At 38.9% G+C, this 17,657-nt stretch carries 19 protein-coding genes; 12 read left to right on the top strand and 7 right to left on the bottom strand.

The features are described 5' to 3' along the window. Nucleotides 1-290 precede the first annotated feature (290 nt). From CDG59_RS06980 to CDG59_RS06960, 5 genes are all read left to right on the top strand, one after another. Nucleotides 291-1,391: a polysaccharide biosynthesis/export family protein gene (locus CDG59_RS06980; protein WP_087544447.1), complete on the top strand. Its 1,101-nt coding sequence runs from the start codon at nt 291-293 to the stop codon at nt 1,389-1,391. 2 nt (nt 1,392-1,393) lie between these two features. Further along, nucleotides 1,394-1,822 carry a low molecular weight protein-tyrosine-phosphatase gene (locus CDG59_RS06975; protein ID WP_087544445.1) on the top strand — a complete coding sequence of 143 codons (429 nt, stop codon included), beginning with the start codon at nt 1,394-1,396 and terminating at the stop codon, nt 1,820-1,822. Nucleotides 1,823-1,838: 16 nt separating this feature from the next. After that, nucleotides 1,839-4,028: a polysaccharide biosynthesis tyrosine autokinase gene (locus CDG59_RS06970; RefSeq protein ID WP_087544443.1), complete on the top strand. Its 2,190-nt coding sequence runs from the start codon at nt 1,839-1,841 to the stop codon at nt 4,026-4,028. A 177-nt stretch (nt 4,029-4,205) separates the two neighbouring features. Beyond that, the gene (locus tag CDG59_RS06965) at nt 4,206-4,913 is read left to right on the top strand and encodes an FKBP-type peptidyl-prolyl cis-trans isomerase (protein ID WP_087544441.1); all 708 of its coding nucleotides are present in this window, start codon (nt 4,206-4,208) and stop codon (nt 4,911-4,913) included. Nucleotides 4,914-4,959: 46 nt separating this feature from the next. After that, nucleotides 4,960-5,643 (top strand): FKBP-type peptidyl-prolyl cis-trans isomerase, encoded by a 684-nt coding sequence (locus CDG59_RS06960; protein ID WP_087544439.1) that lies wholly within the window; start codon nt 4,960-4,962, stop codon nt 5,641-5,643. Between the two features lie 33 nt (nt 5,644-5,676). On the opposite strand, the gene murJ is transcribed toward CDG59_RS06960, so the two are convergent. Both murJ and ampD read right to left on the bottom strand, forming a co-directional pair. Next, entirely contained in the window at nt 5,677-7,227 is a 1,551-nt protein-coding gene (murJ, locus tag CDG59_RS06955; protein ID WP_171295002.1) for a murein biosynthesis integral membrane protein MurJ, read from the bottom strand. Between the two features lie 62 nt (nt 7,228-7,289). Beyond that, the gene (ampD, locus tag CDG59_RS06950) at nt 7,290-7,868 is read right to left on the bottom strand and encodes a 1,6-anhydro-N-acetylmuramyl-L-alanine amidase AmpD (RefSeq protein ID WP_087544435.1); all 579 of its coding nucleotides are present in this window, start codon (nt 7,866-7,868) and stop codon (nt 7,290-7,292) included. A gap of 145 nt (nt 7,869-8,013) precedes the next feature. On the opposite strand from ampD, the gene nadC reads away from it, so the two are divergent. Then, nucleotides 8,014-8,859: a carboxylating nicotinate-nucleotide diphosphorylase gene (gene nadC, locus CDG59_RS06945; protein WP_087544433.1), complete on the top strand. Its 846-nt coding sequence runs from the start codon at nt 8,014-8,016 to the stop codon at nt 8,857-8,859. Here the strand turns inward: nadC and CDG59_RS06940 are convergent. The 4 genes from CDG59_RS06940 to CDG59_RS06925 form a co-directional block, all read right to left on the bottom strand. After that, nucleotides 8,856-9,050 carry a hypothetical protein gene (locus tag CDG59_RS06940; RefSeq protein ID WP_087544431.1) on the bottom strand — a complete coding sequence of 65 codons (195 nt, stop codon included), beginning with the start codon at nt 9,048-9,050 and terminating at the stop codon, nt 8,856-8,858. The genes nadC and CDG59_RS06940 overlap by 4 nt on opposite strands. Before the next feature lie 236 nt (nt 9,051-9,286). Beyond that, the gene (gene rph / locus CDG59_RS06935) at nt 9,287-10,003 is read right to left on the bottom strand and encodes a ribonuclease PH (protein ID WP_004680175.1); all 717 of its coding nucleotides are present in this window, start codon (nt 10,001-10,003) and stop codon (nt 9,287-9,289) included. Nucleotides 10,004-10,111: 108 nt separating this feature from the next. Further along, nucleotides 10,112-11,254: a fatty acid desaturase family protein gene (locus CDG59_RS06930; RefSeq protein ID WP_171295004.1), complete on the bottom strand. Its 1,143-nt coding sequence runs from the start codon at nt 11,252-11,254 to the stop codon at nt 10,112-10,114. A 30-nt stretch (nt 11,255-11,284) separates the two neighbouring features. Continuing rightward, entirely contained in the window at nt 11,285-12,310 is a 1,026-nt protein-coding gene (locus tag CDG59_RS06925) for a ferredoxin reductase (protein WP_087544427.1), read from the bottom strand. A 313-nt stretch (nt 12,311-12,623) separates the two neighbouring features. Here CDG59_RS06925 and CDG59_RS06920 point away from each other — a divergent pair, with 313 nt between their 5' ends. Both CDG59_RS06920 and CDG59_RS06915 read left to right on the top strand, forming a co-directional pair. Next, nucleotides 12,624-13,274: a TetR family transcriptional regulator gene (locus CDG59_RS06920; protein ID WP_005163601.1), complete on the top strand. Its 651-nt coding sequence runs from the start codon at nt 12,624-12,626 to the stop codon at nt 13,272-13,274. 107 nt (nt 13,275-13,381) lie between these two features. Continuing rightward, nucleotides 13,382-14,017: a TetR/AcrR family transcriptional regulator gene (locus CDG59_RS06915; protein ID WP_004665358.1), complete on the top strand. Its 636-nt coding sequence runs from the start codon at nt 13,382-13,384 to the stop codon at nt 14,015-14,017. Between the two features lie 48 nt (nt 14,018-14,065). Here the strand turns inward: CDG59_RS06915 and CDG59_RS06910 are convergent, their stop codons facing one another. Continuing rightward, complete coding sequence (locus CDG59_RS06910; protein WP_005163611.1) at nt 14,066-14,686, bottom strand: thiol:disulfide interchange protein DsbA/DsbL; 621 nt, start codon at nt 14,684-14,686, stop codon at nt 14,066-14,068. A 178-nt stretch (nt 14,687-14,864) separates the two neighbouring features. Between CDG59_RS06910 and ubiG the strand changes: the two genes are divergently transcribed. The 4 genes from ubiG (at nt 14,865) to CDG59_RS06890 (ending at nt 17,617) form a co-directional block, all read left to right on the top strand. Further along, nucleotides 14,865-15,578: a bifunctional 2-polyprenyl-6-hydroxyphenol methylase/3-demethylubiquinol 3-O-methyltransferase UbiG gene (gene ubiG / locus CDG59_RS06905; RefSeq protein ID WP_005163612.1), complete on the top strand. Its 714-nt coding sequence runs from the start codon at nt 14,865-14,867 to the stop codon at nt 15,576-15,578. Beyond that, nucleotides 15,578-16,276: an HAD family hydrolase gene (locus tag CDG59_RS06900; protein WP_087544425.1), complete on the top strand. Its 699-nt coding sequence runs from the start codon at nt 15,578-15,580 to the stop codon at nt 16,274-16,276. The genes ubiG and CDG59_RS06900 overlap by 1 nt, the downstream gene beginning before the upstream one ends. A gap of 31 nt (nt 16,277-16,307) precedes the next feature. Further along, nucleotides 16,308-17,054, top strand: coding sequence for a YciK family oxidoreductase (locus CDG59_RS06895; RefSeq protein ID WP_005163614.1), 747 nt, complete (start codon nt 16,308-16,310; stop codon nt 17,052-17,054). Nucleotides 17,055-17,233: 179 nt separating this feature from the next. Next, the gene (locus tag CDG59_RS06890; RefSeq protein WP_087536667.1) at nt 17,234-17,617 is read left to right on the top strand and encodes an RcnB family protein; all 384 of its coding nucleotides are present in this window, start codon (nt 17,234-17,236) and stop codon (nt 17,615-17,617) included. Nucleotides 17,618-17,657 lie beyond the last annotated feature (40 nt).

The raw sequence follows: 17,657 nt of genomic DNA, 5'->3' as shown, positions 1-17,657 counted from the left end.
ACCATCAATTTTTCTGCGCACAATATAGCAGAGTTTTGCTATACACTATAACGAAATTGTATAACGTATTTTTCTTTTAAGCTGATTTATTCATAAATTTTACTAAAATGCAATATTATCAATAATTAACAAATCTGTTACTTTTTATGAGATAAACTTAGCATACAAAGCCAACGGATTTGTCGGTGATTTTTTAGGTTTTTTGAGCTAGAATAAGCAAAATTCTAAGTCTAAACACAGATGTTTGTGTCTAAGCTGATATAAATTTTATAAATATTCAAGGGTAAATTGTGAAGCATTATCAATTATTTTCCATCCTTGCAATTAGCTTAAGTGCTGTTGGATGTGCTGTCACTTCTGGTCTTCAAACGTACGACATTCCAAGTGAGGGAGTTTATAAGACTGATCTTGGGACAACTGTAAGTGTGATAAAAATTACACAAGATACTTTAGAGTCTATAAAACCAACCCAGTTAAACTACCAACAAAACTATACTTCTTTATTTAATCAACCACAGCGTGTTTATCGTTTAAGTCCTGGTGATGTTTTATCCATTCAACTTTGGGCATACCCTGAAATCACCCCACCTGTAAACAATCTGTCGAATGATCAATCGATTCAAGCCAATGGATACCCTATTGATTATAATGGATTCATCCAATTGCCCTTAGTCGGTCGATACAAGGCATCTGGTAAAACGTTAAGTCAATTAAATTCAGAATTACGAAATCAATTTGCTCATTATTTAAAAACCCCTGACGTAATTGTCAGAGTCTTAAACTATCAAGGGCAACGTTACTCTGTACAAGGAAGTGTAAGAAAAGGTGGTCAATTTTATTTAAATGAGCAACCTATCAATTTATATACGGCTCTTGGTATGGCTGGTGGTGTATCTGAATTAGGTGATAATACTTATATACAATTAGTACGTAATGGTACTACTTATAATATCAATACACTTGAATTAGAAAAAGCAGGCTATTCGCTACACAAACTTTTAATTCAACCAAACGATACAATTTACGTAAGTACTAAAGACAATCAGAAAATATATATTATGGGTGAGTCTGGTAAAAACCAAGCTCTGCCAATGCGTGATCAGGGCATGACTTTGAGCGATGCTCTCGGTGAAGGTTTAGGTTTGAATCCTTTATCAGCAAGTGCCAGCCGAATTTATGTATTACGCACTAACGCAAATGATCGACGAACTGAACTTTATCATTTGAATTTAATGAGCCTTGGTGACTTTGGGTTGGCAAATCAATTCCGTTTACGTAGTAACGATATTGTATATATTGATGCAACAGGCTTAACTCGCTGGCAACGTGTTATGAACCAGATTGTACCGTTCTCGAGTGCACTTTATAGCTTTGATCAGCTAGGTAAGTAATCATGCAGATTCGAAGTATTTTAGTGGTTTGCGTTGGTAATATTTGTCGTAGTCCTATGGCAGAATACCTACTAAAACAGGATTACCCTCAGCTAATGATAGATTCAGCTGGTATTTCTGGACTTTCAGGTCATCCTGCCGATGACAAAGCACAGCTATGTATGCAACATTTAAGTATTGATATGAGTGGGCATATCGCTAAGAAATTAAATGCTGAACATTTAAAAAAAGCGGATTTAATTCTCGTGATGAGCAAAAATCAGCAAGCTCATATTGAACAAACTTGGCCTTTTGCTAAAGGAAAAGTTTTCCGCTTAGGCCATTGGCAAAATAAAAATGTGCCAGACCCATATCAGCATGATCAGGCCTTTTTCGATGAGACATGTCAGCTTATTCAACAGTGTGTCACTGATTGGAAAAATTATATTTAACTTTTAGATTAAGATTATGAGCCAAAATACCAATACTGAAGACACAATTGACTTGAAAGAGCTTTTTTTCTCTCTTATTGCTCAATGGAAATTAATTGCTTTATTTATCATTCTTAGTCTTGTATGTGCACTTTTGTACCTTCGTGCAACACCTGATACCTATTCAGTTGATGCCTTAGTTCAAGTTGAAGATAGTAAAGGAGCTTCGGCAGCCTTGCTAGGCGATCTATCGCAAATGATAGATCAAAAGTCACCTGCACAATCTGAGATTGAGATTTTAAAATCTCGCTTGGTTTTAGGCTCAGTTATTCAAGCACTTCATCTTGATCTAAATATTGCAAGTAAAGAAAATACTTTGCGTAATCGTCTACTCAACAAACCCAATTATACAACTGAGTATGGTCCTGAATCTGTCATTTTTAAGGACAACAGCAAAACATTTGCTGTTAAAGAATTTATGATTCCTAGTCAATTTATTGATAAGAGTCTTTTACTAAATTTCAAAAATAATCAATTTTACTTCACAAATCCTAAAAATGACCAAGTTGTATTCACAGGAACCATTAATCAACAGAATCATGTGGCTAATCAACATGGCTCTTGGAAGGTTGGAATTGCGACTCAAGATCAATTAACAAGCACATATACGATTCATAAAAAGTCATTGCCTGCTGCTGTAGCAGCAATCAGTTCGAATTATGCTGTTGCAGAAAGAGGAAAAATGACAGGAATCCTTGGCTTGAGTTACCAAGGACAAGATAAAGAACATATTACTAAAGTGCTGAATGCCATTTTATCAGCATACAGTGCTCAGAACGTTGCTCGTCGCTCTGCTGAAACAGCTCAAACACTGAAGTTCCTAGACGAACAATTACCTGTACTGAAAAAACAACTTGATGATGCAGAACGTGAGTTCAATAAATTTCGTCAAAAATACAATACAGTGGATGTCACCAAAGAGTCGGAACTTTATCTGACTCAAAGCATCACTTTAGAAACTAAAAAAATAGAATTACAACAACAAGAAGCTGATCTAGCTGCGAAATACACAGCAGAACACCCTGCTATGCGAGAAATTAATGCTCAAATTGCTGCAATTAATAAACAAATTGGTGAACTCAATAAGACCCTTAAACAATTACCTGATTTGCAACGCCAATACTTACAACTTTATCGTGAAGTTGAAGTAAAAACCCAACTTTACACTGCTTTATTGAATTCGTATCAACAACTTCGAATTGCCAAAGCAGGCGAAATTGGTAATGTTCGTATTGTAGATACTGCGGTTGAACCTGTTAAACCAATTAAGCCTAAGAAACTACAAGTGCTTGTCTTGGCTATTTTGTTTGGTGGGTTCCTTGGTACACTTATTGCGCTGTTACGCAATATGTTACGTACGGGTATCAAAGATAGTGGGCAAATTGAAAATGAATTTAATTTACCTGTTTACGCAACTGTACCACGCTCTCCGATTCAAGAGACACGTATCAGTATTTTAAAGAAAAAGAAGAGTATTCCTATCCTTGCGGTTAAGCATAATGATGATATTGCAATTGAAAGTTTACGTAGTATTCGAACAGCGATTCATTTTGCACTCGTAAATGCAAAGAATAATATTATTGTTATTGCAGGTCCTTCTCCTGAAGTTGGTAAATCATTTATTTCAACCAATTTGGCCACTATTCTTGCACAGACTAACAAGAAAGTTTTGTTGATTGATGCAGATATGCGTCGTGGCTATATGCATAAATATTTTAATTTAGATGTAAAGCCTGGTTTATCTGAATTTTTAAGTCATCAAGCTGATCTAAACCAAGTAGTTCATACAACTGAAGTAGATGGCTTAAGTATTATTACACGGGGTAAAAGTCCAGCGAATCCATCGGAAATGTTAGGATCTGAGCAGTTTGAATTATTACTTAAGCAATTAAGCCAAGAATATGATCATATTATCATTGATACACCACCTGTACTTGCTGTAACCGATGCAATTATCATTTCTCAATATGTGGGTGTGAACTTACTTGTAGCACGCTATGCTAAATCACAAATGAAAGAGCTTGAACTAAGTTTAAGTCGCTTTGAACAAGCGAATGTCAAAGTAAATGGCTTCATTTTAAATGATATTCAACGTGCTGGTGCTGGGTATGGGTATGGGTATGGATACAATTATTCATATGCTTACAAAGCAAATAAAGATGATTAAAAATCCATCATAACAGTCATATCAAAAAGCCAGATCTCATAGTCTGGCTTTTTATTGATAAACACAGAAACTATATAAAAAATACACGCATTTTTTAGCTGAGTTATTCAATGCTTAAGCTTAGACATGCTAAGATCATGACCATATTTTTTATTAAAATCTTACTTCGGACATCTCATGAGTAAAGCTTTACCTGTCATTGCAGCAGTCGTTTTAGGTGGCGCAGCCCTTGTTCCTGTTTACTATGCTACTCAGCACCCAACGACTGAACTTGGATCAAAAGCGGATAAGAATGCAGCACCTGTTGCAAAAATCAGTTATGCCTTAGGCTATCAAGTTGCAAAACAAACACCACCTGAATTGGAAACAGCTGCATTTATCACAGGTTTCCGTGATGGGCATGCTAAAAAGCCTGCTGCATACACCGAAGAAGAATTACAAGCTGCTTATATGGAATTCCAAAAGGAACTTCAACAAAAACAACTTAATGAAACCAAAAAAGCTGAAACCACAAACAATAGTTTTTTAGCTGAGAATGCGAAAAAAGAAGGTGTAAAAACAACGGCTTCCGGTTTACAGTACAAAATTATTAAAGAAGGTACTGGCAAACAACCTATCGCAACGTCTGTTGTGAAAGTTCACTACAAAGGTCAATTAACCGATGGTAAGGTCTTTGACAGTTCTTATGACCGCGGTGAGCCAATCGAGTTTCCACTCAACCAAGTCATTCCAGGTTGGACAGAAGGTTTACAATTGATAAAAGAAGGTGGCAAAGCAACGCTTTATATCCCTTCTCAACTTGCTTATGGAGAACAAGGTGTTCCTGGTTCTATTCCACCAAATAGCACATTAATTTTTGATGTCGAGTTAATCGCTGTAAAATAATTAGTACCAAGGAGAGCATACGCTCTCCTTTATTTTGGAAGAAATAATGAAAAAACTAAGTTTGATTTTAATTGCCTCAATGATGAGCACAGCACATGCAGCACCCATTACTTTAAAAAGCCCACAAAAAGATCAGTTAGGATATAGTTACGGTTATTTAATTGGTAAGAGTTACGCAGAGACATTAAAAGATCTTGATATTGCAACTATCTCACAAGGTCTAGAAGAAGCGATACAAGGTAAGTCTGCATCGTTAACTGATGAAGAAATGATTAACCTATTAAGCCAATATAAAAAGCGTCTCGAAGCAAAACAACTGATAGAATTTCAGGAACTTGCTCAAAAAAATGAGCAAATTGGAAAAGCTTTTTTAGCTGAAAACACAAAGAAAGCTGAGATTATAACCACCAAATCAGGTTTACAGTACCAAGTGATCCAAGAAGGCAAAGGTAAATCACCTAAAGCAACTTCAACAGTAAAAGTAAATTACGAAGGACGACTCTTAGACGATACGGTATTTGACAGTTCAATTGCACGAAATCATCCAGTTGAATTCAAGCTTAACCAAGTCATCGCAGGTTGGACTGAAGGCGTTCAAACCATGAAAGTGGGTGGTAAGAGTCGTTTCTTTATTCCAGCAAATTTAGCATATGGCGAAGTGGGTTCAGGCGATGTAATTGCACCAAATAGCACACTCATTTTCGATATTGAATTACTAGAAGTAAAATAAGAAAAAACCTCCTGTACAGGAGGTTTTTTTATATTAATGCTTAAGTTGTCTTGGTCTAAAACCTGTAATCAATAATCCAATCACATAGGCCACCACACCAATCACGCATAAACCAGCCACTTCAGCGATGCGTAACCATTGTGAAATATCGCCTTGATACCAACTTAAACCATACCAAAGCGCGACAATCATAGTGATGTTCGCAATTGCATATTGGAGCGCTAGTTTCTTCCAATGCGCACCAAATCGATAGATATTGCGTTTGTGCAAATAGAAATACAGCATGCCTGCATTCACCAAAGCTGAGCCTGAAGAAGCCAACGCCAAAGCCATATGTTCTGCATGCCAGTCAATCAGTTTAAATAAACCAATAAATACCACGTTTAAAATGGCATTTGCCGCAACTGCCATTAACCCGACACGAACAGGGGTTTTGGTGTCTTGCTGAGCGTAAAAACCAGGTGCAAACACTTTGATCAACATAAATGAAATAACCCCTGCACTCATACATTGCAGAGCTAATGCTGTCATTCGTGTATCTTCCAACGTAAATTCACCACGTTGGAACAACGCTTGAATAATCGGTGTAGACAGCATAAATAATGCAATGCTCGAAGGAATACCAACAAGCATGATGATTTTAGCAGCCCAATCGATCATGCTCTTAAATTTAGCTTGGTCTTGTTCTGCATGACGCGCTGATAACGAAGGTAAAATCACTGTACCGATTGCTACGCCAATTAAACCCAATGGTAGCTCTGTCATACGTTCAGCACTATATAACCATGACACAGAACCATCTTGCATGAATGAAGCCCAAATCGTATTCAGCAATAAGTTGATCTGCGTGACTGAAACACCAAATAAAGCAGGTAACATCAGTTTTAAAATACGGTCGACACCTTCATGTTTAAAATCAACTTTTGGGGGAATCAGTAAGTTTTTATTCCATAATTCAGGAATCTGAATTGCGAGCTGTAAAACGCCTGCAACAACAACAGCCCAGCCTAATGCCATAATGGGCTCTGCCATATACGGCGTTAACCACCATGCACCTGCGATCATTGCGACATTTAGTAGTACAGGCGAGAATGCAGGTGATGCAAATGAACCATAGCTATTGAGAATACTGCTGGCAAAAGCCGTTAATGACATGAACATCAGATAGGGAATCGTAAGACGAAACATATCAACAGCAAGGTCAAATTTCTCAGGATCGTTATGAAATCCGGGTGCGTAGATATAAATAATTGCAGGTGCAGCAACCATTGCGACAAACGTCAATAATGACATGGCTGTGAGTAGACAACCAAAAACTCGACTGATGAGAATCTGAACTTCGGCATGCGCACGACTGGTTTTATATTCTGTTAGAACAGGAATAAAGGCTTGAGAAAATGCCCCTTCCGCAAATAAACGCCGAAAAAAGTTGGGAATACGAAAGGCAACAACGAAAGTATCGAAGTCCTTGCCCGCACCAAATACATTGAGTAGCACAACATCACGTACCAATCCCAAAATTCGGGATAACATCGTCATTGCACTGACAATGACAGTCGATCGCCACAATGCCATCGCATTCACCTACGGCTTATCTTTTAAAAAGCGTTATTGTAATGAAAGTCAAAATAGATTTCGTTGTGAAATCATAAATTCGACGAAGTTTTTTTAGATAGTAATTGACGGAATAATTGCCAATCAAAATATAACCCGGGATCAGTTTTACGTTTTGGGGCGATATCAGAGTGACCTGCAATATGGTTCTGAATTTTTGGATAGGCTTGGCGCAGTGTTTTTACCACTTCTACCAATGATTGATATTGTTCTGGCTCAAAGGGCAAATCATCGCTGCCTTCTAATTCGATCCCAATCGAATAATCATTACATTCTTTTTGAGCCAGATAACTCGAGCGCCCTGCATGCCATGAGCGATCATTAAAGTTTACAAATTGAATGACCTCTCCCGTACGCAAGATCAGCAAATGTGCGGATACCTGCATCCCTTCAATGGTCTGAAAATATGGATGGATAGACCAATCTAATTTATTTTGAAAAAACTGCTGAATATAGCCTCCACCGAACTGTGAAGGTGGCAAACTAATATTATGAATAACAATTAGTTGAATATCTGTATCATCAGGACGAGTATTAAAATTAGGTGATGCAATCTGGGTCGCACCGATTAATTTTCCATCTTGCACTTGAGTAAATTTAGTCTGTTGCATTACGACCCGAATCAGCAATTTAATGTTTATTTACTGCATTCTGACATGCTTTATCAGGAATAATCGAGATGAAATACTTATTTTTTATGAGGAGGGTGCTAATATATCGCACAAGTTTTTTGGTCATAAATATACTGGAACGGGTATGAGTATTCCTCAATCTTTGCTTGAACAATCTATTCAAATCAATATTCAACAAGCATTACAAGAAGATATTGGGGATGGTGATATTACCGCAATGCTTACCCCTGAAGAAGAGCAAGCAACCGCAACGATTATTACCCGTGAAGATATGGTATTGGCGGGTCAGCCTTGGGTGAATGCACTCATTCAAGCATATGACAGTAATGTTCAAATTACATGGCTAAAGCAAGAGGGTGAACTTGTAGCGGCAAATGAGGCGTTTTTAAAACTTGCAGGTTCTGCACGTAGTTTACTGACTGTGGAACGCCCTGCTTTAAACTTTATTCAAACTCTTTCTGCTGTGGCGACTAAAACTGCAAATTATGTAAAACAACTGGATGGTTTACATACCAAACTATTAGATACTCGTAAAACATTACCAGGCCTGCGTATTGCGCAAAAATATGCGGTTGGTATCGGTGGCGGACAGAACCACCGTTTAGGTTTGTTTGATGCATTCCTGATCAAGGAAAACCATATTATGGCAGCAGGCGGAATTGCTCAGGCCATTGCCAAAGCCCATGAGATTGCCCCAGGAAAAGCTGTTGAGGTTGAGGTTGAAACCTGGGATGAACTGAATCAGGCACTGGAAGCAGGTGCCGATATTGTAATGCTGGATAATTTTAGCCAACAGCAAATGATTGATGCCGTGAAACACGTTGCGGGACGTTGCAAACTGGAAGCATCAGGCAATATCACCATTGAGAACCTACGTGAAGTTGCCAGCACAGGGGTTGACTATATTTCGATGGGCGTATTGACCAAAGATGTAAGAGCTGTTGATTTATCCATGCGTTTTAACGGCTAGACCTGTTCGGAATCCTCTTCCTCTACAGTTGTTTTATCTTTAGCCGAAGCATCTGCAACCTTTGAGGTTTCAGATGTCTTGAGTTGTTTAGTCCAGGCTGACTTGGCTTGGGTTGAATCAGTTGGACGTGGGTCAGTAGCCATTAATACAAACGTCACTGCACTCAGAAATACTAAAAAAACCTGTAACATGATTATCCCTATTTATTGTTCCTGTTTTAATGGTTTAATCTAGCAGGGCAAAGTGAGATGAATTTGCTGGCTTTGTTACAACATAGACTGACTAAGTGAATTTATGTTGAAGATCATGCTGTTCTGTCTGATTCTATTTAGACTTATGTAAATATCCGATATCAAACGCCCAGATTGATTAGGACAAAAAAAAGGCGGTCTAAAGTAGCCAGACCGCCTGAACTATCAACTGGAAATTACCAACCGAGAGCTTGTTGTTGCTTTTGGATCAGTTCCTGAATCCCTTTTTCTGCAAGCTCCAACATGGCATTGCACTGGCTACGGGTAAACGGCTTGTCTTCTGCCGTTCCTTGAATTTCAATAAATTCGCCCGCTTGTGTCATCACCACATTCAAATCCGTTTGGCAATTTGAATCTTCTTCGTAACACAAATCGAGTAGGACTTCGTCTTGGTACATTCCTACTGAGATTGCCGCCACGAGACCTTTTAATGGGTCTTGTTTAATCTTTTTATTGCTCAATAACACATTCATAGCATCAACTAAAGCCACCGCTGCGCCTGTAATGGCTGCTGTACGGGTACCGCCATCTGCCTGAATCACATCACAGTCGATGGTGATGGTGTTTTCACCGAGCTTTTTCAGGTCAACCATTGCTCTTAGGCTACGGCCAATCAAACGCTGGATTTCCTGGGTACGGCCTGTCTGTTTTCCCCGTGCCGCCTCACGATCACTTCGTGTATGCGTTGAACGCGGTAACATGCCATATTCCGCAGTGACCCAGCCTTGCCCCTGTCCTTTCAAAAAGCGTGGTACTGAATTGTCAATACTCGCTGTACACAGCACCTTGGTATGACCAAATTCAACCAAAACTGAACCCTCTGCATAGCGGGTATAGTTACGGGTAATTTTTACCTCACGTAATTGGTCTAATGTTCTTTGGTCAATACGCATAACGATTCCTTAAAACTATGGCACAAATATGATTGCGCCATAGTATAGCTCAATTACACGTGCTTTCAGTTTTACTTATTCGTTACAATTCCACGAATAAGCAATCCTTTAAGCAAATTTAAATCTCGCTTTTAAATTAGTCCAACCTTGCGCCAATTGTGCCGACATATCATTTGGCAATGAACATTTTGCTAAACGTACCCAAACTGTCCAAAATTGCTTCATGAAATTCGCTTCGTTATAGTTCACGCCATATTCAGCACATAAAGCTCTGATCTGTGGTGCCACTTGCTCATAACGATTGGCTGGCATATCTGGGAACAAATGGTGCTCAATCTGATGGCTTAAGTTACCACTCATAAAGTGCATCCACTTACCACCTGTGAAGTTGCTCGAACCACGGATCTGACGCAAGTACCATTCAGCCTTGCTTTCGTTCTCAGTATTATCGGCTTCAAAGGTTTCTGCATCTTCAGTAAAATGACCATTAAAAATCACTGCCGAAGACCATAAGTTACGAATCACATTGGCTACAGCATTGCCTGCCAATACTGGGATAAAGTTAATGGTCGCAATCGCAGGGAAAAACACATAATCTTTGAGGACTTGGCGAGTCGCTTTTTTACGAAACTCGGCTGCATCTGCCCACACTTGTTTCCATGTTTTAGTTTTGTAGACCAAAGCATCTTCTAAATGTAGGTTTTGTACGCCCACATACCATTGGAAAAAGAACATTAACTGTAATGCCAATGGAATATTGGCCAAATGACGAACTTCCCATTTTTGATCTTCCGTGACACGTAAGATGCCATAGCCCACATCATGGTCTTTGCCCACAATATTGGTATAAGTATGGTGCATATAGTTATGGGTAAAACGCCAGTCATTGCCTGAACACGTATTGTCCCAGTCATAATCTTCACCACGTAAACTTGGGTCATTCAACCAGTCAAACTGACCATGCATGACATTGTGTCCAAGTTCCATGTTTTCGACGATCTTAGATACGCCTAACATTGCTGTACCTAATAACCATACAGGTGGAATCCAACCACCGAACATCAACATGCCACGAGATGCAATCTCGGTATAACGCACAAAATTACGGACTTTATAGATATATTTTGAATCTTCTTCGCCTAAATTCTGCATAACAGCCAAACGAATCTCTTCGACACGGCGACCAAATGCTTCAACTTGCTCTGGCGTTAAATGTGCTGACTTTGATGCTGCTTTAAATTCTAATGCCATATTCATTTCAATTATCCTCAATATTTGTTTTTATAGGTCAATCGTGACTGGGCTAAGGGCTTGGCTTACACATAACTTGATCGCACGATTAGGCTGATCATCAATCTCACCCGTAATCACGTTCTGTGTTACACCACTAACTTTAGTACAGCTACAGCGATTACATACCCCCATACGACAACCATGCTGTGGGCGTAAACCTGCTTGCTCCGCACTACTTAATAGATTGGTCGTTGCAATAAAATTCTGTTGTGCACGACGGAAAGTAATCGGTTGAGCTTCGTTAGACTGCTCAATTTGTACAGGTTGGAAAAACTCTTGATGAAAATTTCCTACCGCATCCTGTTGAGCATAAATCTCTTGTGCTTGGCGCATCATGCTGTGATGCCCACAAGCATATGCCTGTAATTCTTTAAAATTCGGAACTAACTTTTCTAATAAAGTGGTATCTAAATGCTGCTTTTGCTGTGCTGTATTAAAAAAGTGATATTTCAGTTGTGGATATTGTTCTGCTAAAGCCAATATTTCCTGATGGAACACTTCAGCACGGTTAAAATACACGACATGAATTTCTTTAAGCTTCTGAGCAACTGCCTGTTTTAACAATGAGTAAATTGCAGTAATCCCAGAACCAGAAGCAATCAAGAGTGCAGACTGTTGTCCTTGATGTAGCACAAAATCGCCTTGTGCTTGAGAGATTTCAAAACGATCCCCTACACGCAATTGTTGTGCTGCTTTTGACACTAAACCTTGAACCTTAATGCCTAATCGAATTTCACCATTTTTAGTCATATCGACAATTGAATAGCTACGTTGGTGATAAACCCCATTGATCATTAACGTGATCAAAACACTTTTACCAGCTTCCACTTCAATTAAATCAAAGTTGTGGTTTGGTTTTATGGTGAGTAAAACCATATCTGAGCTTAACGACTTTACAGCGGTAACTTCTGCAAGAATGCGTTTCCAAGCAAACGTTGGCTTTATTTTTTGCAAAACAAAATCAACAAAATCTTCGCGAATCCAATGTGGCTGATAACTTAACTCTGCGTTCATACGTTCCTCGTTTTGTATCTGGCTATTTATTTTGAGTGAACAAATGTTCGTGTAGTGAACATATGTACACTATATTTATTTGTGTTCACTGAGTCAACACTTGTTCACTATTTTTTTGAATATTTTTTATGCTTTTTTATAAGTAATTAGAAATATTAATAAAATAATTATTCTTAGGCTTCCTCACGCCAAAATCGATTCCTTATATTTCTTTGTCTAATTGGAAATGTGTCTGATTTAGCTCTGGATTAGGGCTAAAAAAATGATGTTTTTTTTGCTAGACTCTACCGTATGGTTTTAATGGATCTTATTCATGTCGATTAGAGATGAACGAAAACAACAGAGTCGTCAGGCTTTACTTGATGCAGCGCTCCACCTCAGTACTTCTGGGCGTTCATTTAGTAGTATTAGTTTGCGTGAAGTTGCACGTGAAGTTGGCTTAGTCCCAACGGCATTTTATCGTCATTTCCAAGATATGGAGGCATTAGGGCAAGAACTGGTTGACCAAGTGTCTTTGCATTTAAAAAGCTTGATTCATCAATTGGGGCAAAGCTATTTAAAACATAGCGGATCTGCTAAAACACGGACAAGCATTGAACTGTTTGTACAGGCTGTCAATCATAGCCCTCAGCAATGGCAATTTATGATTGCAGAACGTTGGGGCGGCTCCGAAACTGTTCGTATTGCGATTGCACGTGAGATTGAATTTTTGATTGAAGATCTCGCAATCGATTTATGCAAACTCGAGACCTTTAAACACATTCGAGAAGCCAAAGATTTACAAGTGTTATCAACGATTCTGATTAATATGTCATTTACATGGGCAATGACGTGGATCAACTTACCGAAACAATTTGCAATTGATCGTTTGTTAGAACAACAAAACTTATTTATTGACAATGCAGCGACCCAAGTCCGCTTACTTTTCCGAGGTATCTCGAACTGGGAACCACAAAACGCCTGATCTTATCAAAGCTAAAGTTTGATATATAAAAGCATTGCTTAGCGTTATGATTAATAACACACTAATGCAAATGCCGTTTAGAACACTATGAGGAGCCTATAAGCATCATGAATCCTGATCGTCATACTCAGTTCTTAATTCGTAAAGAAAAAATTTTGCAGGTTGCAGAAAAACTTTTATTAGAAAACAACCAAGAAATGACCTTGGATGAACTGGTTGCCGAGCTAGATATTGCTAAAGGTACTTTATATAAACATTTCCGCAGTAAAAATGAATTACTGTTGGAACTGATTATTCAAAATGAAAAAGAAATCCTAAAAATTTCAGAAAAATATAACACTGATGTTAAAGAATATGCGCCTCGCTATATGCTTTATCATTTAACCTCACCGAGTCGTACGATTTTACTGCATCAGTTAGAAGAACATCTGACGATGACTGAGTCCAAGCTCAAACATCTGTTCGATGAGCTTTATGCGATCCGCCAACAGCGTATTATTTCGCTCAAAGATATGACCGAAAAATATTTAAAATCACAGAATTATGATATGTCGATTCGTGATTATCTTTCTTATATTTGGTCTCTGACTTACGGCGCAGCTTTGCTCTTGAATTCAAGCTATTATCAGCGTTCAATTGGTTCTCGTGAGAAGCTGATTAACCTGTATGTAAACCAAGCTCTGTCTTTACCGACACAAAAAGTTCAAATCGATTTAAAAGATTTACAAATCGATCAAAACTAAATAAAAAGGACTGCCACTGCAGTCCTTTTTTATTGCTCATAGTATGAACTATTTCGCTTTGCGTTCTTTTTCTAATAAGTAATCAACAACTTGTGTCACTTTGCCATCTTCACCTTGCACAACATACTTACCGTTTACAACAACGGCAGGTACGCCCGTAAGTTGATATTGCTGTGCCAATTTATTTGACTCAGCCACTTTTGCAGTGATTGGGAAAGAGTTAAACATACTGTTAAATTTCTGTTCAGGCACGCCATAACGGGCAAAGAATTTTGCTTGTGATGCTTGATCAAAAATTTGTTGTCCGCCGTCATGGATGGCATGAAACAATGGAATATGGGTTTTCTTACGTACACCTAGTGCCTCAGACACATAGTAACCTCGAGCACCCTGCTCCCATACTTTATTCATCGCTGCTGGCGTACGGAGGAAATATACATCGCTTGGAATCTTCTTTAACCACGTTTGCATATGTGGTTCAAGCTTAAAGCAGTGCGGGCAACCGTACCAAAAGAATTCACGTACTTCAATTTTTCCCGCTGGCGCAGCTGTTTTACCCGGATTGGCAACCACGGTATAGTCTTTACCAGCAACAAAATCAGCAGCCATTGCATTCATCGAAAATGCCATTACAGCTGCACTTAAACCACCTAATACTAACTTTTTCATTGAGTTTGCTTTTCCTCTAAGCATTTTTCGTAAGTTTATATGCTAAATATAAATCAAACACGACTAATTCGTTTTGCTTGTGTGAAGTTTTTTATTGGATTTATCGCTTTTTTTTCCAGAAGCGCTACACTAACAACAGATTAAACCGAAATAATCATCCTAATATAGAGGTATTTCCATGTCACAATTGAATGTTGACCCACAAGAAATCGCAAAATTTGAAGCATTGGCTGCTAAATGGTGGGATCAACATTCTGAGTTCCGCCCACTTCATCAAATCAACCCTTTACGTTTAAATTGGATAGACGAACGTGTTGGTGGCTTAGCAGGTAAGAAAGTGCTTGATGTTGGCTGTGGTGGCGGTATTTTGGCAGAAAGTATGGCTCGTCGTGGCGCTGATGTTTTAGGGATCGACATGGGTGAAGCACCGCTGGCTGTAGGACGTTTACATGCACAGCAAGACAATGTGCAAAATATTGAATATCGTCAAATCCCAGTTGAGGAGTTGGCGCAACAACAAGCAGGACAATATGACGTAGTGACCTGTATGGAAATGATGGAGCACGTTCCTGATCCAGCCTCAATTGTCAAAGCCTGTCAAACACTGGTTAAACCAGGTGGACACGTCTTCTTTTCGACCATTAATCGCAATCCAAAATCCTATTTATTCGCCATTATTGGCGCAGAATATGTCCTACGTTTGTTACCCAAAGGTACGCATGATTATCATAAATTTATCCGCCCTTCAGAAATGGCGCATGATATTCGTAATGCAGGCTTGAGTCTAAAAGAAATGACAGGCTTACATTACAACCCTATCACTAAGCATTATTGGTTAGCACCTAATGTCGATGTGAACTATATGGTTCATACCACAAATACAGGTGCCTAATGAAAGCCGTTTTATTTGATCTTGATGGTACTTTGATCGATACTGCTGCAGATTTTATTCGCATCATTCAACAAATGTGCCGTGATGAACAACGTCCAGTTGTTGATGCAGCAACCATTCGCACTCAAGTGTCTGAAGGCGCACGGGCAATGGTCAAATTGGTGTATCCAGAATTGGATGTGACCGATCCCATCTTTCTAGCTCATCGCCAGCGCTTTTTAGATGTATACGGTGACAATATTGTGGTGGATACGGATTTATTTGTTGGGATGTATGCTCTGCTCGAAGAACTTGAGGCAAACCAGATTCCTTGGGGAATTGTCACCAATAAACCACGTGGTTTAAGTGAATCATTATTGGCTGAATTAAATTTAACTGAACGCTGTGCAGTTTTGGTTTGCCCTGAAGATGTCACGCATACCAAACCCGATCCTGAACCGATGTATCTAGCGGCGAAACAGTTGAATCTGGATGCCAAAGACATTATCTATGTGGGGGATCACCCACGTGATATTGATGCAGGTCGAAATGCAGAGATGTATACCATTTTGGCAGCTTATGGGTATTTACCAATAGAATCTCGTGATGATCTGAACGCTTGGCAAGCAGATGCAATTATCCAAACTGTGACTGAGTTACATCAACTGCTCAAACAGAAAATCTCTGCTTTATCAGAAAATCAGGGTATGATGAGCTAAACATTCAACATAAGAACTAGGAGGCATAACAATGAAATATTCAGAATATCAACCTCGTCCAGATCTACTCAAAGATCGTATCATTCTCATCACGGGCGCAGGTGATGGAATTGGTCGAGCTGCTGCTCTTAGTTATGCCCTTCATGGTGCAACTGTGGTTTTGCATGGACGTAGCCTGAATAAACTTGAAGTCATTTATGATGAAATTGAAGGTTTAGGTGCACCACAGCCTGCAATATTGCCATTACAGCTTTCAACTGCATCCAGTCATGACTATGAGCTTCTTGTCGATACGCTTGAGCAACAATTTGGTCGCTTGGATGGAATTTTACATAATGCGGGCATGTTAGGTGATCGAGTTGAACTAGCGGATTACCCTGTTGATGTTTGGGATGATGTCATGGCCGTAAATTTACGTGCACCTTTCGCGTTAACTCAAGCATTATTACCACTGCTTGAAAAATCTGAACATGCTTCAGTGGTATTTACCAGTTCGAGTGTAGGTCGTGAAGCTCGTGCTTTATGGGGAGCATACTCTGTTTCTAAAGTTGCAACCGAAGCAATGAGTAAGATTTTTGCAGCAGAAAACACCTATCCGAATATTCGTTTTAACTGCATTAATCCAGGTGGTACCCGTACAGCGATGCGTGCGAAGGCTTACCCAGAAGAAGATCCAAAAATCCTTCCAACGCCGGATAGTATTATGCCTGCTTATCTTTATTTGATGGGTGATGATAGTTTAGATATGAATGGACAAAGTATTGACGCTCAATCTTAACCAATTGAATATAATAAATTTAAACTATATTAAATACGAGCTTCGATGATACTTTTCTAGAGAAATTGCTTAAGGATCTCCATCTTTTTAATGGAATAATGAATTGATCTTCACAGTTTCTCTGCATTTTTAAGGTACAGTTTTCACATGAGAGACATCCGAAGTCCATAAGGTGCATCATGAAAAAATTTTTCATTATCTTGGTTTTAGGTTCAACAACCCTATTGAGTAGTATGGGTAGTTTTGCAGGTCCACATTTTGATCGTGATGATGACTCACGCGGTGGGGGTTGGCAAGGTCGTAACTTTGATCGTCCAGATGATGAAAACCGTATGCGTGAACGTCGTATGCGTGAAGAACGTGGTGTTGAGCGTTTAAAACAACATCGCTGGCAAGCAGGTTACGTCATGCCACAGCATTATCGCGGAAACGGCTACAAAGTTGATTATAAATATAATAATCTCCCACGCCCTGGTCGTAATGAGCAATGGTATAAAATCAATAATGATTTTATTTTAGTCAATTCTGATGATAATAGTATTATCCGAATCATGGGGTTCTAAACATATTCTTGGACGATGACTGTACAAAGTTGAAGCGTTG

The organism is Acinetobacter sp. WCHA29 (assembly GCF_002165335.1).
Lineage (GTDB): Bacteria > Pseudomonadota > Gammaproteobacteria > Pseudomonadales > Moraxellaceae > Acinetobacter.
The sequence above is the reverse complement of the archived record's forward strand: the minus strand, read 5'-3'. Positions and strand labels throughout refer to the sequence as shown.